12 protein-coding genes are annotated in these 13,888 nt (G+C 68.0%); 5 read left to right on the top strand and 7 right to left on the bottom strand.

Annotation, left to right across the window (positions count from 1 at the left end; translation table 11 throughout):
- Positions 1–10: 10 nt before the first annotated feature.
- The 3 genes from ahcY to QFZ33_RS07960 all read right to left on the bottom strand — a co-directional run bounded on the left by ahcY (position 11) and on the right by QFZ33_RS07960 (position 2,241).
- The gene (gene ahcY, locus QFZ33_RS07970; protein ID WP_307026386.1) at positions 11–1,492 is read right to left on the bottom strand and encodes an adenosylhomocysteinase; all 1,482 of its coding nucleotides are present in this window, start codon (positions 1,490–1,492) and stop codon (positions 11–13) included.
- A 52-nt stretch (positions 1,493–1,544) separates the two neighbouring features.
- Positions 1,545–1,784 carry a Trm112 family protein gene (locus QFZ33_RS07965; RefSeq protein ID WP_307026384.1) on the bottom strand — a complete coding sequence of 80 codons (240 nt, stop codon included), beginning with the start codon at positions 1,782–1,784 and terminating at the stop codon, positions 1,545–1,547.
- A 73-nt stretch (positions 1,785–1,857) separates the two neighbouring features.
- Positions 1,858–2,241, bottom strand: a complete 384-nt coding sequence (locus QFZ33_RS07960) for a DUF3499 domain-containing protein (RefSeq protein WP_307026382.1) — start codon at positions 2,239–2,241, stop codon at positions 1,858–1,860.
- 121 nt (positions 2,242–2,362) lie between these two features.
- Between QFZ33_RS07960 and QFZ33_RS07955 the strand changes: the two genes are divergently transcribed.
- A complete protein-coding gene (locus QFZ33_RS07955; RefSeq protein ID WP_307026380.1) occupies positions 2,363–2,875 on the top strand; it encodes a metallopeptidase family protein in 513 nt (170 codons plus the stop codon).
- Positions 2,876–2,915: 40 nt separating this feature from the next.
- Here the strand turns inward: QFZ33_RS07955 and QFZ33_RS07950 are convergent, their stop codons facing one another.
- From QFZ33_RS07950 to QFZ33_RS07940, 3 genes are read right to left on the bottom strand one after another with little or no spacing between them, the layout of a single operon-like run.
- Positions 2,916–4,643, bottom strand: a complete 1,728-nt coding sequence (locus QFZ33_RS07950) for a DUF5719 family protein (protein ID WP_307026378.1) — start codon at positions 4,641–4,643, stop codon at positions 2,916–2,918.
- The gene (locus QFZ33_RS07945) at positions 4,636–7,983 is read right to left on the bottom strand and encodes a glycosyltransferase (protein ID WP_373427241.1); all 3,348 of its coding nucleotides are present in this window, start codon (positions 7,981–7,983) and stop codon (positions 4,636–4,638) included. The genes QFZ33_RS07950 and QFZ33_RS07945 overlap by 8 nt, the downstream gene beginning before the upstream one ends.
- Positions 7,984–8,012: 29 nt before the next feature.
- Positions 8,013–8,573, bottom strand: a complete 561-nt coding sequence (locus QFZ33_RS07940; protein WP_307026376.1) for a WhiB family transcriptional regulator — start codon at positions 8,571–8,573, stop codon at positions 8,013–8,015.
- 351 nt (positions 8,574–8,924) lie between these two features.
- Between QFZ33_RS07940 and QFZ33_RS07935 the strand changes: the two genes are divergently transcribed.
- Entirely contained in the window at positions 8,925–9,620 is a 696-nt protein-coding gene (locus QFZ33_RS07935; protein WP_307026375.1) for a TIGR03089 family protein, read from the top strand.
- A 35-nt stretch (positions 9,621–9,655) separates the two neighbouring features.
- On the opposite strand, the gene QFZ33_RS07930 is transcribed toward QFZ33_RS07935, so the two are convergent.
- Complete coding sequence (locus QFZ33_RS07930) at positions 9,656–10,222, bottom strand: GtrA family protein (RefSeq protein ID WP_307026373.1); 567 nt, start codon at positions 10,220–10,222, stop codon at positions 9,656–9,658.
- Between the two features lie 196 nt (positions 10,223–10,418).
- Between QFZ33_RS07930 and QFZ33_RS07925 the strand changes: the two genes are divergently transcribed.
- The 3 genes from QFZ33_RS07925 to QFZ33_RS07915 are packed head-to-tail and all read left to right on the top strand — an operon-like array spanning position 10,419 to position 13,867.
- Positions 10,419–11,609, top strand: a complete 1,191-nt coding sequence (locus QFZ33_RS07925; RefSeq protein WP_307026371.1) for a 5-(carboxyamino)imidazole ribonucleotide synthase — start codon at positions 10,419–10,421, stop codon at positions 11,607–11,609.
- Positions 11,606–12,193 carry a 5-(carboxyamino)imidazole ribonucleotide mutase gene (gene purE / locus QFZ33_RS07920; RefSeq protein WP_307026370.1) on the top strand — a complete coding sequence of 196 codons (588 nt, stop codon included), beginning with the start codon at positions 11,606–11,608 and terminating at the stop codon, positions 12,191–12,193. The genes QFZ33_RS07925 and purE overlap by 4 nt, the downstream gene beginning before the upstream one ends.
- Positions 12,194–12,202: 9 nt before the next feature.
- Complete coding sequence (locus QFZ33_RS07915) at positions 12,203–13,867, top strand: LCP family protein (RefSeq protein ID WP_307026368.1); 1,665 nt, start codon at positions 12,203–12,205, stop codon at positions 13,865–13,867.
- The last annotated feature ends 21 nt before the right edge of the window (positions 13,868–13,888 follow it).

Genomic DNA, 13,888 nt, shown 5'->3' with positions numbered 1-13,888 from the left:
CAGGCCACTTTTAGTAGCGGTAGTGCTCCGGCTTGAAGGGGCCGGCCACGTCCACGTCCAGGTACTCGGCCTGGTCCTTGGACAGCTCGGTCAGTTCAACACCCAGGGCGCCGAGGTGCAGCCGCGCCACTTTCTCGTCCAGGATCTTGGGCAGCACGTAGACCTGGTTTTCGTATTCCCGCTCACCTTCGGGCTGGTCCTTTTTGGTGAACAGTTCTATCTGGGCGATGGTCTGGTTGGCGAAGGAGTTGCTCATGACGAACGACGGGTGGCCGGTGGCGTTGCCCAGGTTCAGCAGGCGCCCTTCGGACAGGACGATGATGGACCGGGTGTCGTCGGCTTGGTCTCCACCGAAGACCCATTCGTGGACCTGGGGCTTGATCTCAACCTTCCGGATACCGGGGATCCGGGCGAGGCCCGCCATGTCGATTTCGTTGTCGAAGTGGCCGATGTTGCCCACGATGGCCTTGTTCTTCATGCCGGCCATGTGCTCGGCCATGATGACGTCCTTGTTGCCCGTGGTGGTGATGAAGATGTCGCCCTGGTCCAGCACACTCTCCAGCTTGGCCACCTGGTAGCCGTCCATGGCGGCCTGCAGTGCGCAGATGGGATCGATTTCGGTGACGATCACGCGGGCTCCCTGGCCGCGGAGCGCCTCGGCGGCACCCTTGCCGACGTCGCCGTAACCGCAGACGACGGCGACCTTGCCGCCCATGAGGACATCGGTGGCGCGGTTGAGGCCGTCCGGCAGCGAGTGCCGGATGCCGTACTTGTTGTCGAACTTGCTCTTCGTCACGGAGTCGTTGACGTTGATGGCCGGGAAAAGCAGCTTGCCCTGTTCCGCCAGCTGGTAGAGGCGGTGCACGCCCGTGGTGGTTTCCTCGCTGACGCCGTGGATGCCGGCGGCGAGCCGGGTCCACTTCTTCGGGTCCTCGGCCAGCGTCCGGCGCAGGACGTCAAGGACAATCCCGTATTCTTCGGGGTCGTTGGCGGCGGCTGCCGGAACGGCGCCCGCCGCCTCAAACTCCACGCCACGGTGCAGCAGCAGCGTGGCGTCGCCGCCGTCGTCGAGAATCATGTTCGGGCCCAGCTCAGGGTTCGTGTCAGCACCGGGCCAGGTGAGGATCTGCTCAGCGGTCCACCAGTACTCCTCCAGCGTTTCGCCCTTCCAGGCAAACACGGGAACGCCCTGCGGGTCCTCCACGGTGCCGGTGCCCACAACGACGGCGGCTGCGGCCTCATCCTGGGTGGAGAAGATGTTGCAGGAGGCCCAGCGGATCGCGGCGCCGAGTGCCGTGAGGGTCTCGATGAGCACTGCGGTCTGCACGGTCATGTGCAGCGACCCGGCGATCCGGGCGCCCTTGAGGGGCTGGGTGGGTCCGAATTCCCGGCGCAGCGACATGAGCCCCGGCATCTCGTGCTCGGCGAGGCGGATCTGGTGGCGCCCGGCTTCGGCCAGGGAGATGTCGGCAACCTTGTAATCGAACGTCATGGGAATCCTTTGCTGTATCCGGCGACTAGCCTTCTGTGGTGCTGGCTGGGTGTTAGGCGGTGGGGGCGGCCGCTGCGGGGCCGGCGTCGTGCTGGTCAGACCGGGCGGCCGTGGCTGCGGCGCGGAGCTCCGGGGGAAGCAGCAGCGGAATGCCGTCTTCGATGACGTACCGCAGCCGTTCACCGCTCTCCGCCGCCGACGTCGAAACGAGTTCCTCGCCCTCCTGGGTCAGAGACGATCCGGTGACCGGGCAACGCAGAACGGACAACAGTTCAGGACTGATCTTTGGCATGGTGGATGCTCCCTGCTGGGCACAAGCGCTGTGGCTGACGGATTTCAGCTTCCAGCCTACCGCCAGTTCGGCGTCAGGACGGTTCGCGCAGGACGCGCAGGTGGCCGCGGCGGGTGCCTTCGGTTGCGGCGGGCGCTTCCAGCGCCGAGTGGGCGGCGCGCTGCCCCGGGGCCGGGGACGCCGGGCGGGACGCGGCCTCACGGACGGCGTCGGCCAGGGCGAGGAGATCGTCGGGACCGGGCTGGGGCGGCTGCGAGGGCATGGCGAGGCGGAGCACTTCCCAGCCACGCGGGACGGTCAGCGAACCGGCGTGCTGCTCGCAAAGGTCGTAGCAGTGCGGCTCCGCGTAGGTGGCCAGCGGGCCGAGGACGGCCGTAGAGTCCGCGTAGACGTACGTCAAAGTGGCCACCGCTGACTGGCGGCAGGCTGATCTGGAACACTGACGTATTGCACCCACGAAGACACAGAATACTCCGCTTCCGGCCGTTTTCCCGACATTGACGGCGGCCCGCGCCGCGGCAGCGGGGCTCCGGTCGGGTTATGTCGCGCAAATCATTCGGCGGGTTTAGAGTCTGTATATGCAGTCATCGCACCATTCGTCGGGTTTCACGGTCCGGTTGGCTGACCCGGGTGCGCCCCGGGACGCTGCCGACGCTCCCGCTGGCCGGAGCTTCGCTCAACGCCGCCGCAACCGGCACGGCCGCGGCCTGCGGGGTGAACTGCTGTTGCCCACCCTCCCCGGCTACCGGAGCCGGTCGGACAGGTTTGATGAACTCGTCATGGACTCCGCCCAGCGGCTCCATGACATCTGGGGCAAGCCGCTCGACGGCGTCCGGTTCGCCGTTGATGAGATCCCGCCGAACCTGGAACAGCTGCTGGCCGACGGCTCGCCCGCTCCCCTGGGCTGCTACACCCCCGCCACCGAGGACGAGGGCCCCACGATCACGCTGTACCGCCGCGTGGTTGAACAGGCCTGCCCCGTCAAGGAGGAACTGCAGGATCTGGTGCATGATGTGGTGGTGGAGCACACCGCCGAGATGCTGGGTGTGGCCCCGGAAACGCTGGACCCCGTCTACCGCCGGCGCTACTAGGCCGGGCACCATCGGTTCCAGCCCACGGCGTAATCCGCGGCTAGTAGCCCAGCGTCACCGGCACTTTTTCCTGTCCCTCTGCGCCCGGGGCGATGGCCACGGTGGAGACATCGTTCCGGCCTTCCCGTTCCAGCAGCACACTGCCGTAGGCGGCTCCGCCGGAGGCGGACACCAGATAGCCGACGACGGCGGAGTCCCCGATCCGGTCGGCTGCCTTGAGGGTGGTGGTGGTGCCGGCGGCGATGTCCGCGGTAGCTGCCGTGCGGAGTTTCCCGTCGGCTGTAACCGGGGCATAGGAAATGGTGGCCCTGTCACCCAAGGCTCCGAAGACCAGCAGCCGCTCCCCGCCTTGGGGAAGGGGGACCACGTGCTGGCTGCCCAGCTGGGCCGTGGCGGGCGACCATGCGAAGTCCAGGCTTTGGCTGGCTTTGAGCCCCCGGCTCACGCGCGCGGCGGCCACGATGCTGACGTCCGACGTGGCCGAAACGGTGTACTGGCCGGCGGGAACGCCGGAGAGGGCAACCTCGGTGACGGTGCCGGCCTTGGCCGTGACAACGCCTCCTCCCGGGAGGGCCTGCTGGCCGGCGCGGCCAAACAGCTTCACCTCCACGACGGCGTCCGACGGCCCGGGAACAGTGATCTGCAGCGACGGGCCGGCGTCGTCAAAACCGGATTGGCCGGTCAGTGACTTCACGTCCCCGGCGTCCTGGACGTCGATGCCAGTCATCACCTGGGAGGGAGCCGCCGAAACCCCCGGTGCGATGAAATCTACGCCGCCGGAGGTCAGCCCGCGCAGCACGCTCTGCTGGATGAAGGCGCTGACGGGTCCGCCCGTACTCCGGACGTGCACACTCAGCCGTTCTTCCCCGGGAGCGAGACCGGCCAGGATGATGGAGCGCGTCGACTTCGGTCCCACCAGCAGGCCGCGGCTGCCGGAGGCCTTGACCTGGCCGGTCTTCCCGTAAAGCTCGAGGTTCACCGTTGCAGGGGTGGTGGAGGCATTGGTGAGGTTGAGGACGCTGCTGCGGCCCACCGCAGTGTTGGCGCCGCCGAGCCAGAGGTCGTTCGAGGGCGCCTGGCAGGCGGCTGCCGCCGAACCCTGCAGGTCCCCGTCGGTTGCCGTGTAGGCCATGAGGGCTGCCGCCGCCGGCTGCCGGTTGGCCAGCGCGTCCGCGGACAGCACGCTGACGCCGTCCACGGCTTCCCCTTCTACAACCCCGGCAAGTACTCCGGCGGAGCGTCCGGGAGCCGTCGCCGAGCCGGGCGCCTTGGCGATCCGCCTCAGCTCGGGCCCCTTCAGGGCGGAGAGCGCGCTGCCGGGAAGGCTGCCGCCCGCCGAGCTGACCACCGCTGCGGACACGGTGCTCTTTGCCGTAGCGGATTCGGGGCTGAACTGCGGGTCGGTCCCGACCGGCGTTCCTTCGAGGAGCCGCGCCGGAGCAGGGCAGACGTCCTGCACGCTTCCGGCCGGCACAGCCGCTTCCGCAGCGTCGAGCGGCCTGGCTGCCGACGGCTGCGGCGCGAGGGCGGTTGCGCCAGCAAGGCCTCCGCCGGCGGCGAGGATGGCCAGACCGGAGAGCACTCCGGCCACGATGCCGCGGCGGCCGGCGATGCGGCTGGCACCGCTGGACCTGGTTCCGGGGGCACGGGTTCCGGGGGCGCGGGTTCCGGCAGCGCTGGTTCCGGAAGCGTTGCTTCCAGTAGCCGGGACTACCGGTCCGCTGCCCCGCTTCGCCGGCGTCCCGCCGTCGTTCTCTTCCTCATGCATTCTGGTATTCCTTACGCAGGGAGCCTTCGTCCCTGGACAGGCCGGTGTTGGGGCGCCGTGCCGGCATCGGGAGCGCCAGCAGGACCGTCAGGCCAATGACGGCGGCCTGGAGGATGCCGGACCAGAGCGCCCAGGGGCTTTCATACCGGACTGTCACCTGGCCGGCCTGCGGAGGCAGGGTGAAGGCCTGGGACCAGCCGGAGGTGGTGGAGGTCAGTTTGCGGCCGTCGAGCCAGGCAGTCCAGCCGGGATCTGCCCGCTCGGCGAGCACCAGCAGCCGGCCCTCAGGCCCCTTGGGCACCGAAGCCTGGGCTCCGGTCAGGTCCGATCGGACCAACCCGATCGTGGCACCCTTGCTGTCCACAATGCGCACACGGTGGGCGACGTCGGCAGGCTGCAGGACGGCGTCGTTCAGCGGTGTCACGCGCCAGAGCCAGCCCGAGTCAGTGGGCCCCACGGCTGTCAGCCCGGGGACCGCGTCCATCCGGCTGGCGGTCAGCTGGGCCGCAGTATCAGCGGCGCGCAGGACGACGAATCCGACGCCGAGCCGCTCCAGTTCGGGCCGCGGGTCCACCCCGCGGGCAGCCACCAGGGTTGCCACGCTGGTGCGCAGCGCCGCGGTGACCTCGTCGTCGTCGCGGACCGATTCCTGCCCGGGGTTGCCCAGGATGTCCCGGGCGGCCGCGATGGTTGAGAGGCTGTCGAGCGTCGTGCCGCCGCCGCGCATAAGGGTGGCGCTGTACGTTCCGTCCTCGCCGGTGCTGATCAGCAGCGTCCGGGTCTGCTCCGGTCCCTCACCGCGGTCCACAGCGGTGGCGGGCAGCATACGCGGGTCCGTGGGACCCACGAGCCGGGGCGCCCCGAGGTCGGCAGTTTCAGTGTGCACCGCGGCGTCGGCCGGCTGAACGACATTCTGCACCGTCCAGACGGCCAGCCCGGCCAGCGGTCCGGCGAGCAGGAGCACCAGCGCCAGCGCCGCGGCACCGCGGGCCACGGCGGCGTGCCGCACTCTGCCGCCGCGGGACCCGTTGTCTGTTCCGGAACCGGCAAGCGCCAGGAGGCCGTCGCCGCCGATGATGGCCGCTCCAAGCAGCCCGAACACGGCGGCCGAGACTGCAGGACCGGTGAAAGGCGTCACGAGGGCCTGTGGGCCGGCCCCGGTGGCGACGTGGGCTGCCAGCCATCCGCCGGCCAGCACCACCAGCGCCGCGGCCCAGAGGGCCCTGGCGACACGGCCGCGGCGGTCCGGGTGGATCCGGAGCGGAACGAAGAGCGCGGCTACAGCCAGCGCCAGGAGCGGGGCTCCGATCAGGAGGGCCAGCAGCAACGCCCAGGGGACGGAGCCGCCGGAAAAGAGCGGCAGCCCGGAGAGACCGCCGGCCGGGTCGAAACCGAGCGGCTGGCCCAGGATCTGCTGCCACACCGCAGCGGCCTCGAAGGGCAGCGGCAGTCCGGGGTCGGCAAGCAGGGCCCTGGGCCGGTCGAGGGTAGACAGCGCAAACGGTACAAACAGGGCAGCGCTCGGCAGCAGTGCCCACCAGAGCGTGCGTCCGCGCTTGCCCAGCAGCAGGCTCAGGACAATGATCACGACGGCGGCCGGCAGCAGGAGCGACGGGGCTGCGGCGGTGATGACCGCCAGCGCCAGCCCGGCAGCTGCGGCTGCCGTCCACGACGGCGTGCCATTGACTCCAGGCTTGGCCGGCGGCTGGTCCGCGGGGCTGCCGGCCGGAACGGGGGCGAAGCGGCCGCGTCCGAGAGCGGAACCGGTGGCCCGCAGCAGCGCCAGGACCAGCAGCGGCATCATGACGTGCGCCAGCAGGGCTCCGAGGCGCCCTTGGTTGACAGCCACCTGCAGGGCTGGCGCTGCTGCCCAGACCAGCGCACCCGCCAGCCGGAACCGGCGGTAGGAAGTCAGGGCGCCGGAGGCGAACCAGGCAGCCAGGCCGGAGAGCGGCATGGCCAGCAGAAGCAGCCAGATAACGGCGCCGTTCGCGTTGCCTCCGCCCAGCAGGCCGAGGATCCAGAGGACATAGCCGAAGGGGTCGCCGTGCCCCGGAAGTCCGGCGCCCAGTCCGATCCACCAGCTGGAGGCGCGGTGCCAGATGTCCTCCAGCCGGGCTGAGACGGGCAGGAGTGCGCCTCCGGCGGCAGCGTCGGCCTGGAAAAGCGCGGCAAGGCCGGCGAAGGACGCCACGGTGGCGAGAATCACCGCGGCGACGGCACCGTTGCCCACCCAGCCCCGCTCGTTCGTCGACAGAGCCGCGAAGTCGTCTGTCGAGTCGCCGCTGGGCTGTTCCTCCAGCGGATCATTGCTGTCCTCGGAGGCCCCGGCGTCGTCTGCGCCCAAGGCCTCCATCAGAGAGCGCCGGTGGCCCCACACTTCGCGCCGTTCGGTCTGCAGCGCTTTGACCACGGAACGGCGGACACGGCGGGTGCGGGCAGCGTTGCGCCGCCCCCGGGCGAGGGCGGCGGGCCTGGCGAGGGCTGCGGCTGTTGCCAGGAGTTGCGAGAAGCCGTATCCGGGATCCTTCACGGCGATGCTGAAAATCAGCCGGAGGAGGCTCCCGAAGAGGGCGCCGACAGCGTGCAGCGGCAGCGCCCACAGCGGGGCGTGCTTGAGCCGCAGGTGCACCTGCGCCCTGCGCGCGGCCGAGGCCGTGCCAAGGGCATGCGGCCGGTGGGACACATGGAACATCCTCGCGCTGGGAACCACCACCACCCGGTGTCCGGCCAGCCGGTTCCGCCAGCAGAAGTCGACGTCGTCGCCCGTGCCGGGGAGAGCCGGGTCAAACCCTTTGAGGTGCTCCCAAATGTCGCGCCGGACCAGCATGCCGGCGGAGTTGACCGCGAAGGTGTCGGAACGTCCGTCGTATTGGCCCTGGTCGAGTTCGTCCGCCTCGATGAGCGTGAGCCGCTCAGCCCAGCGGCTGGTGGAAAGCCCGACGTCGATCAGGCGCCGCCTGGCGTTCCAGTCCAGCTGCTTGCAGCCCGCGACAGTAACGGACGGGGCGCGCTCCACTGCATACAGCAGTTCGGCCAGCGCTTCCGGGGCAGGTGCCGCATCGTCGTGCAGCAGCCAGATCCATTCGGACCGGTCTCGTCTGCCCTGCCGGCTCCATGGAGCCAAGGCGGCGAGTCCGGCCCGCACTGCAGCACCCATCCCTGCCTTGCCGCCATTGACGGTGATGACATTGGCATCGCCGACGGCGCGCTGCAGGAGGGCAGCCGAATTGTCCTGTGAGCCGGTATCCACCCCGATCACGGTGTCCGCAGGCCGGGTCTGTGCGGCCAGCGCTGAAAGTGTCCTGGGCAGATAGTCACTGCCGTTGTGGGCTACCACAACGGCAGTGACGTGTACTTCCTGAAGAATTAGACTGCTCGCTTCCTCAGCCGTCGGCGCTCACGCTCGGAGAGGCCACCCCAAATCCCGAACCGTTCATCATTGGCCAGGGCGTACTCCAGGCACTGCGACCGCACGCTGCACGCTCCGCAGACTTTCTTGGCGTCCCGTGTGGAACCGCCCTTTTCCGGGAAAAAAGCCTCCGGATCGGTCTGGGCGCAGAGGGCATCAGTCTGCCACCCGAGCTCGCCTTCGTCGTCGAAATCCTGCTGCAGCGGCAAGCCGATCCACACCGGCTGGGCCAACGTGGAGGATGCCGGGTTCCGGATTTCCATGGGGGGATCGAGATCGTCTTCGTCCTGCCCCGGCTGCCCGGCCAGCAGGGATTCATTCTGGAGGGCGTCATGCTGGGCCAGGAAGGCTGTGGCCTGGTCCTGCAAAGAGGCAGACGTGTCCAGGTTGTACCGCTCTGCGGCGTCCGGATCAGCCGGATCTACGTACCAGTCACTGGGTACCCCCCGAGACCTGTACTTTGCTGTGGCCTGGCCGGCCACATGAGCATCATCATGCATACGCTCCGCTTGCCCCATGGCGTCCCCTCCTGAGTAGTGCGGCCCCCGGCCCGACGTTCAGGGACACTACGTGGTGTCCCTTAGAGTTCGCCGCGGCTTTTCGATATCTAATTACACGCGTGTAAGTAGTGGGGAGTCAAGCCGGGACGGAATAATAATCAATGTCCGGGCCAATCAGCAGGCGCGCCACGCCCGGGAATTTTTTGCCCGCGCCGCCCGGCGCTCGCCCGGAAATTGACAGCAACCTTAGTATCCTGCCGGGCGCGCGCGCAATTCCGGCAATTCTGCCGTCAGCCGGGGCGTCAAGGCAAACGATGTTATAAACTCTTGTGCCGGAGATCACGCAAGAAGGCGTGGCAAGATGAAGCCATGAACATCCCGGCCACTGACCTGTTGACTGCCCTGCGCTCGGGCCACTCCACCTCACCGCGCTTGACCTGGTACGGCCCCGACGCGGAGCGCGTGGAACTCTCCGGCCGCGTACTGGACAACTGGGTCGCAAAGACCAGCAACTTGCTCCAGGACGAGCTCGACGCCGAACCGGGCATGCGGCTGCGGCTGGACCTGCCCGCGCACTGGAAATCCATGATCTGGGCCCTCGCCGCCTGGCAGCTGGGCATGGAGGTGGTCCTCGGATCCGGTGAGGCGGACCTGCTCGCCACGTCCGAGCCGGACACCGCAGAGGGCGGATTCGACGCCGTCATCGCCGTTCCGCTGCCGGCCTTGGCGATGCGGTGGCCCGGCGACTTGCCCGCCGGAGTTCTCGACTATGCCGCGGAGGTCAGGTCACACGGTGACGTGTTCATGGCCCACAACGACCCCGATCCGGGGGCTCCCGCGGTTCGGAACTCGGACGGTGCAGTCCGGCACGAAGCCCTCCTGTCCGAGTTTGCCGCGGGACACGAGCCGAGCGCGCGGCTCCTGGTGCGCGCCGCCGACGGCCTCGAGGCGGCGCTGGCCAACGCGCTGGGCGCGTGGAAGAGCGACGGCTCAGTGGTCCTGGTCCATGGCGACGTGGAGCTGACGGAGAAGCTTCTGACTGCCGAGCGGATCCACGGCGACTGAGTGACGCCTGGGCGCCCTGGGTCGGGCTGCCGGGACTAGTTTGGCCGGACGGGCCGCTCGGGGTCGTCCACGTCCGGTTCCAGGACGCGCTCCGCCGGCTGGGCGGAGTGGTGGTGGACCTCGATGATCTCGTGGTCGTGCGAGAACTCCGGCTCCTGGTCCAGTTCCTGGTTGAACACGAGGAACCGGTAGGCAAAGAAGCGGACCACCGTTGCGACCAGAATGCCCACCACGCCCGCAGCGAAGAGCATGTTCTTGTCCGTGACGCCCAGCGAATACTTCGCCAGGGCCGTAAACCCGGTGGAGATGCCGATGCCGATGCCGTTGATGAGGATGAACATCAGGAATTCACGCACGACGTTGGCCTGGCGGCGGTGCCGGAACGTCCAGAGACGGTTGGCAATCCAGGAAAATACGGTGGCGACGGTGGCACCCACAAAGCGGGCCTTGGCCTCGCTGTCCGTCATGGGCCCGTGCATCAGGTAGTAAGTCAGCCCGTTGTCAATGATAAACGCCACACCGCCCACGGCACCGAACTTCGCCACCTCGCGCCAGAAAAGCGAGGCGAGTCCCCGGATGCGCTCTGCAAGTGTGTAAATCATGACCCTCCGTGGCCGTCTGAATAGTGGGGGCCGATGGGCCAAGCTCCCATTTTAGCCCCGTTTGCCGGGAGTAACCTCAAAGCGACCCTGCACCGGACGGTCCTATCAGCAGACGTGCCACCAAATTTGGGCGACTCCTGGACCTTCCCAGCCATGAAAGACGGCAACCGCGCTCCTTTTCTGTAGGCTGGAAGATGTGACTTTTCCAGTAATCGGCGTGGTTGGCGGCGGCCAGCTTGCGCGCATGATGGCCCCTGCCGCCACTGCCCTGGGCTTTGAACTCCGTGTTTTGGCTGAGGGCGAAGACGTATCCGCGGTCTCCGCTGTCCCTAACGCCCCCGTGGGCGACTACAAGGATCTCGCGGCCCTGATGGAATTCTCCAAGGGCCTGGACGTGATGACCTTTGACCACGAGCACGTTCCGGGCGATCACCTCTATGCCCTGATCGAAGCCGGAGTGAACGTCCAGCCCGGCCCCGACGCGCTGGTCAACGCCCAGGACAAGCTGGTCATGCGCGCGGCCATCGACCGCCTCGAACTGCCCAACCCCGAGTGGGCCGCAGTGGACGACGTCGCCGGCCTGATCAGCTTCGGGGACCGGATCGGCTGGCCCGTGGTGCTCAAGACCCCGCGGGGCGGCTACGACGGAAAGGGCGTCCGCATCGTCGGCTCGCCGGAGGAAGCCGCGGAAACCGCCGACTGGTTCGAGGCCATGAGCCCGCTCCTCGCCGAGGCCAAGGTGGAGTTCAGCCGCGAGCTCTCTGCGCTCGTGGCCCGTACCCCGGACGGGGCATCCCGTGCCTGGCCGGTGGTCCACACCATCCAGGTGGACGGCGTCTGCGACGAAGTGATCGCACCGGCACAGAACATTTCCATTGAGGTGGCTGCAGCCGCCGAAGAGGCTGCCCTCCGGATCGCCAATGAACTCGGCGTTACCGGCGTCATGGCCGTGGAGATGTTCGAGACGCCCGGCACCGGCGCCGGCTTCCTGATCAATGAATTGGCGATGCGCCCCCACAACACCGGACACTGGACACAGGACGGTTCCGTCACCAGCCAGTTCGAACAGCACTTGCGGGCTGTCCTGAACTTGCCGCTCGGCGCTACTGACGTCCTGGGCCAGGTTGCCGTGATGAAGAACTTCCTGGGTGGCGACAACCAGGACCTCTTCTCCGCGTTCCCCGTCGCGCTGGCGGCGGAACCGGCCGCCAAGGTCCACTGCTACGGCAAGTCCGTGCGTCCCGGCCGGAAAATCGGCCACGTTAACCTGGTGAGCGCGTCTGCCGCGGACGTCGACTCCCTCCGGCAGCGCGCCACCACCGTGGCAAACATCATCCGTGACGGCAGACTGCCGGCCGCGGCAGGCACCACCGAGGAGACCCCATGAGCCCCGAATCCGCTGCAGCACCGGAAACCGGCGCCCCCTCTCCCCTGGTAGGCCTCGTCATGGGCTCGGATTCAGACTGGCCCATCATGGAGGCGGCGGCTGATGCCCTGGCCGAGTTCGGCATTCCGTTCGAGGCGGATGTTGTCTCCGCCCACCGCATGCCCACCGAGATGATCCGCTACGGACAGACGGCGCACGAGCGCGGCCTCCGCGTGATCATTGCCGGCGCAGGCGGTGCCGCGCACCTGCCGGGCATGCTGGCTTCCGTCACTCCCCTGCCCGTGATCGGTGTTCCGGTCCCCCTAAAGACGCTGGACGGCATGGATTCCCTGCTCTCCATCGTGCAGATGCCCGCCGGGGTTCCGGTGGCCACCGTCTCCATCGCCGGGGCCCGGAACGCAGGCCTGCTCGCCGTCCGCATGCTGGCTTCCGGCACCGACGACCTCTCCGCCCGTCTCCGCACCGAACTCCTGGACTTCGCCCAGGAACTCAACGACGTCGCGAGCCGGAAAGGTGCCAACCTCCGCCAGAAAGTCAACGAAGTCTTCTCCGAGGCAAACGTGGCTCTCCGGAGCAGCCGATAGGGATCTGCCATGTCCAATACCGAACTGCCGTCCCAAGGCCTCCTGACGGATCCCGTCCGTAACCCGTCGAGTGCCGCCGAACCTGTGCGGACCAAGCGCGCGTTCCTGCTGATCCTGCTCACGCTGCTGGTGCCCGGCAGCGCGCAGATCGTGGCCGGGGACCGCAAGATCGGCCGGATCGCCCTGCGCGTGACGCTGGGCGCCTGGCTGCTCGCGGTCATTGCCCTGGTACTGCTGTTCACCAACCGGACCCTGCTGATCAACATCATCACCAATCCGGTGGCCTCGCTGCTCATCGTCCTGATCCTTGCCGCGCTGGCGGTGGGCTGGCTGGTGCTGTTCGTCAACACCCTGCGTCTCATCCGGCCGGTGCTGCTGCCCGCCCGGATGCGGCCCGCCGTCGTGATTGCGCTTGTTCTGGCCATGGTGGTGAGCAGCGGATCACTGGGCTACGCCGCCTACCTGCTCAATGTCAGCCGGAATGCGATCGGAAGCATCTTCAACGCCGGACCGGCCATTGAGCCCGTCGACGGCCGCTACAACTTCCTCATGATGGGCGGCGATGCGGGTGCAGACCGCACCGGACGCCGCCCGGACAGCCTGTCCGTGCTCAGCGTCGATGCCAAGTCCGGCCAGACCGCCATCATCTCGGTGCCGCGAAACCTGCAGAACGCCCAGTTCAGCGAAGGTTCGCCCATGCGGCAGATCTATCCCGAAGGCTACAACTGCGGCGACGAATGCCTCATCAACGCCATCAACACAGAGGTCACCAACGAGCACAAGGACCTCTACCCCGGCGTTGCCGACCCCGGAGCGCAGGCAACCCTGGAAGCGGTGTCCGGCACCCTCGGCATCACGGTGCAGGCCTATGTGCTGGTGGACATGGACGGCTTCGCGAAGCTGATCGACGCGATGGGCGGCATCCGGATCAAGGCCGGCGGCTGGGTACCCATCAGCGGCGACATGATCGACGAGGCCAATGGCATCCACGGCATGCCCCTGGGCTGGATTCCGGCCGGCGACCAGAAGCTGGACGGATATCACGCCCTCTGGTACGGCCGGTCCCGCGAGTTCGTGGACGATTACGCCCGGATCGCGCGGCAGCAATGCGTTCAGCAGGCCATGCTGAAACAGCTGGACCCGGCAACCCTGCTGGCAAAGTTCGAGGACATCGCCAACGCCGGCACCAAGGTGGTTGATTCCAACATCTCCTCCAGCCAGCTCGGTAGTTTCGTCGACTTGGCCATGAAGGCCAAGGGCACGGAAGTCAAGAGGCTCACCATCGGGCCGCCGGACTTCGATGCGTCCTTCTCCACGGTGCCCGACTTCAACCAGATCCATGACCGCGTCAAGAAGCTGCTCGCTTCAGCCAGCTCCGAAACGTCGCCGTCCGCCTCGGCGAACGACACCGGGCTCCAGGACACTGTGCTGCAGCCCAATTCCGTGCCTGGCAGCGGTCTCTCCGCGGCGGGTCGGGCAGCAGGTCCCCTGGCGGGCCTTCCGGCCACCACCCCCTCACCGGCACCATCGTCGTCGTCGGACTTCACCCCGGTGACCACCACCCCTGAGGGGGAACCGATCACGGAGGAGATGCTGAACCAGTTCAAGCGCGAGGGCAACGAGCAGGCCATCCGCGACCTCGTGGCCACCAACGGCCAGTGCGCTGCCCTTTAAGCCTTAAGCCCCACCTGCTGC

This window comes from Arthrobacter globiformis, from assembly GCF_030815865.1.
Lineage (GTDB): Bacteria > Actinomycetota > Actinomycetes > Actinomycetales > Micrococcaceae > Arthrobacter > Arthrobacter globiformis_B.
The sequence above is the reverse complement of the archived record's forward strand: the minus strand, read 5'-3'. Positions and strand labels throughout refer to the sequence as shown.

What these genes read in the sequence shown, in the direction of transcription:
- ahcY (WP_307026386.1), bottom strand. Translation starts at nt 1,492, where the DNA reads ATGACGTTCGATTACAAGGTTGCCGACATCTCCCTGGCCGAAGCCGGG.
- QFZ33_RS07965 (WP_307026384.1), bottom strand. Translation starts at nt 1,784, where the DNA reads ATGCCAAAGATCAGTCCTGAACTGTTGTCCGTTCTGCGTTGCCCGGTC.
- QFZ33_RS07955 (WP_307026380.1), top strand. Translation starts at nt 2,363, where the DNA reads ATGCAGTCATCGCACCATTCGTCGGGTTTCACGGTCCGGTTGGCTGAC.
- QFZ33_RS07950 (WP_307026378.1), bottom strand. Translation starts at nt 4,643, where the DNA reads ATGCATGAGGAAGAGAACGACGGCGGGACGCCGGCGAAGCGGGGCAGC.
- QFZ33_RS07940 (WP_307026376.1), bottom strand. Translation starts at nt 8,573, where the DNA reads ATGGGGCAAGCGGAGCGTATGCATGATGATGCTCATGTGGCCGGCCAG.
- QFZ33_RS07935 (WP_307026375.1), top strand. Translation starts at nt 8,925, where the DNA reads ATGAACATCCCGGCCACTGACCTGTTGACTGCCCTGCGCTCGGGCCAC.
- QFZ33_RS07930 (WP_307026373.1), bottom strand. Translation starts at nt 10,222, where the DNA reads ATGATTTACACACTTGCAGAGCGCATCCGGGGACTCGCCTCGCTTTTC.
- purE (WP_307026370.1), top strand. Translation starts at nt 11,606, where the DNA reads ATGAGCCCCGAATCCGCTGCAGCACCGGAAACCGGCGCCCCCTCTCCC.
- QFZ33_RS07915 (WP_307026368.1), top strand. Translation starts at nt 12,203, where the DNA reads ATGTCCAATACCGAACTGCCGTCCCAAGGCCTCCTGACGGATCCCGTC.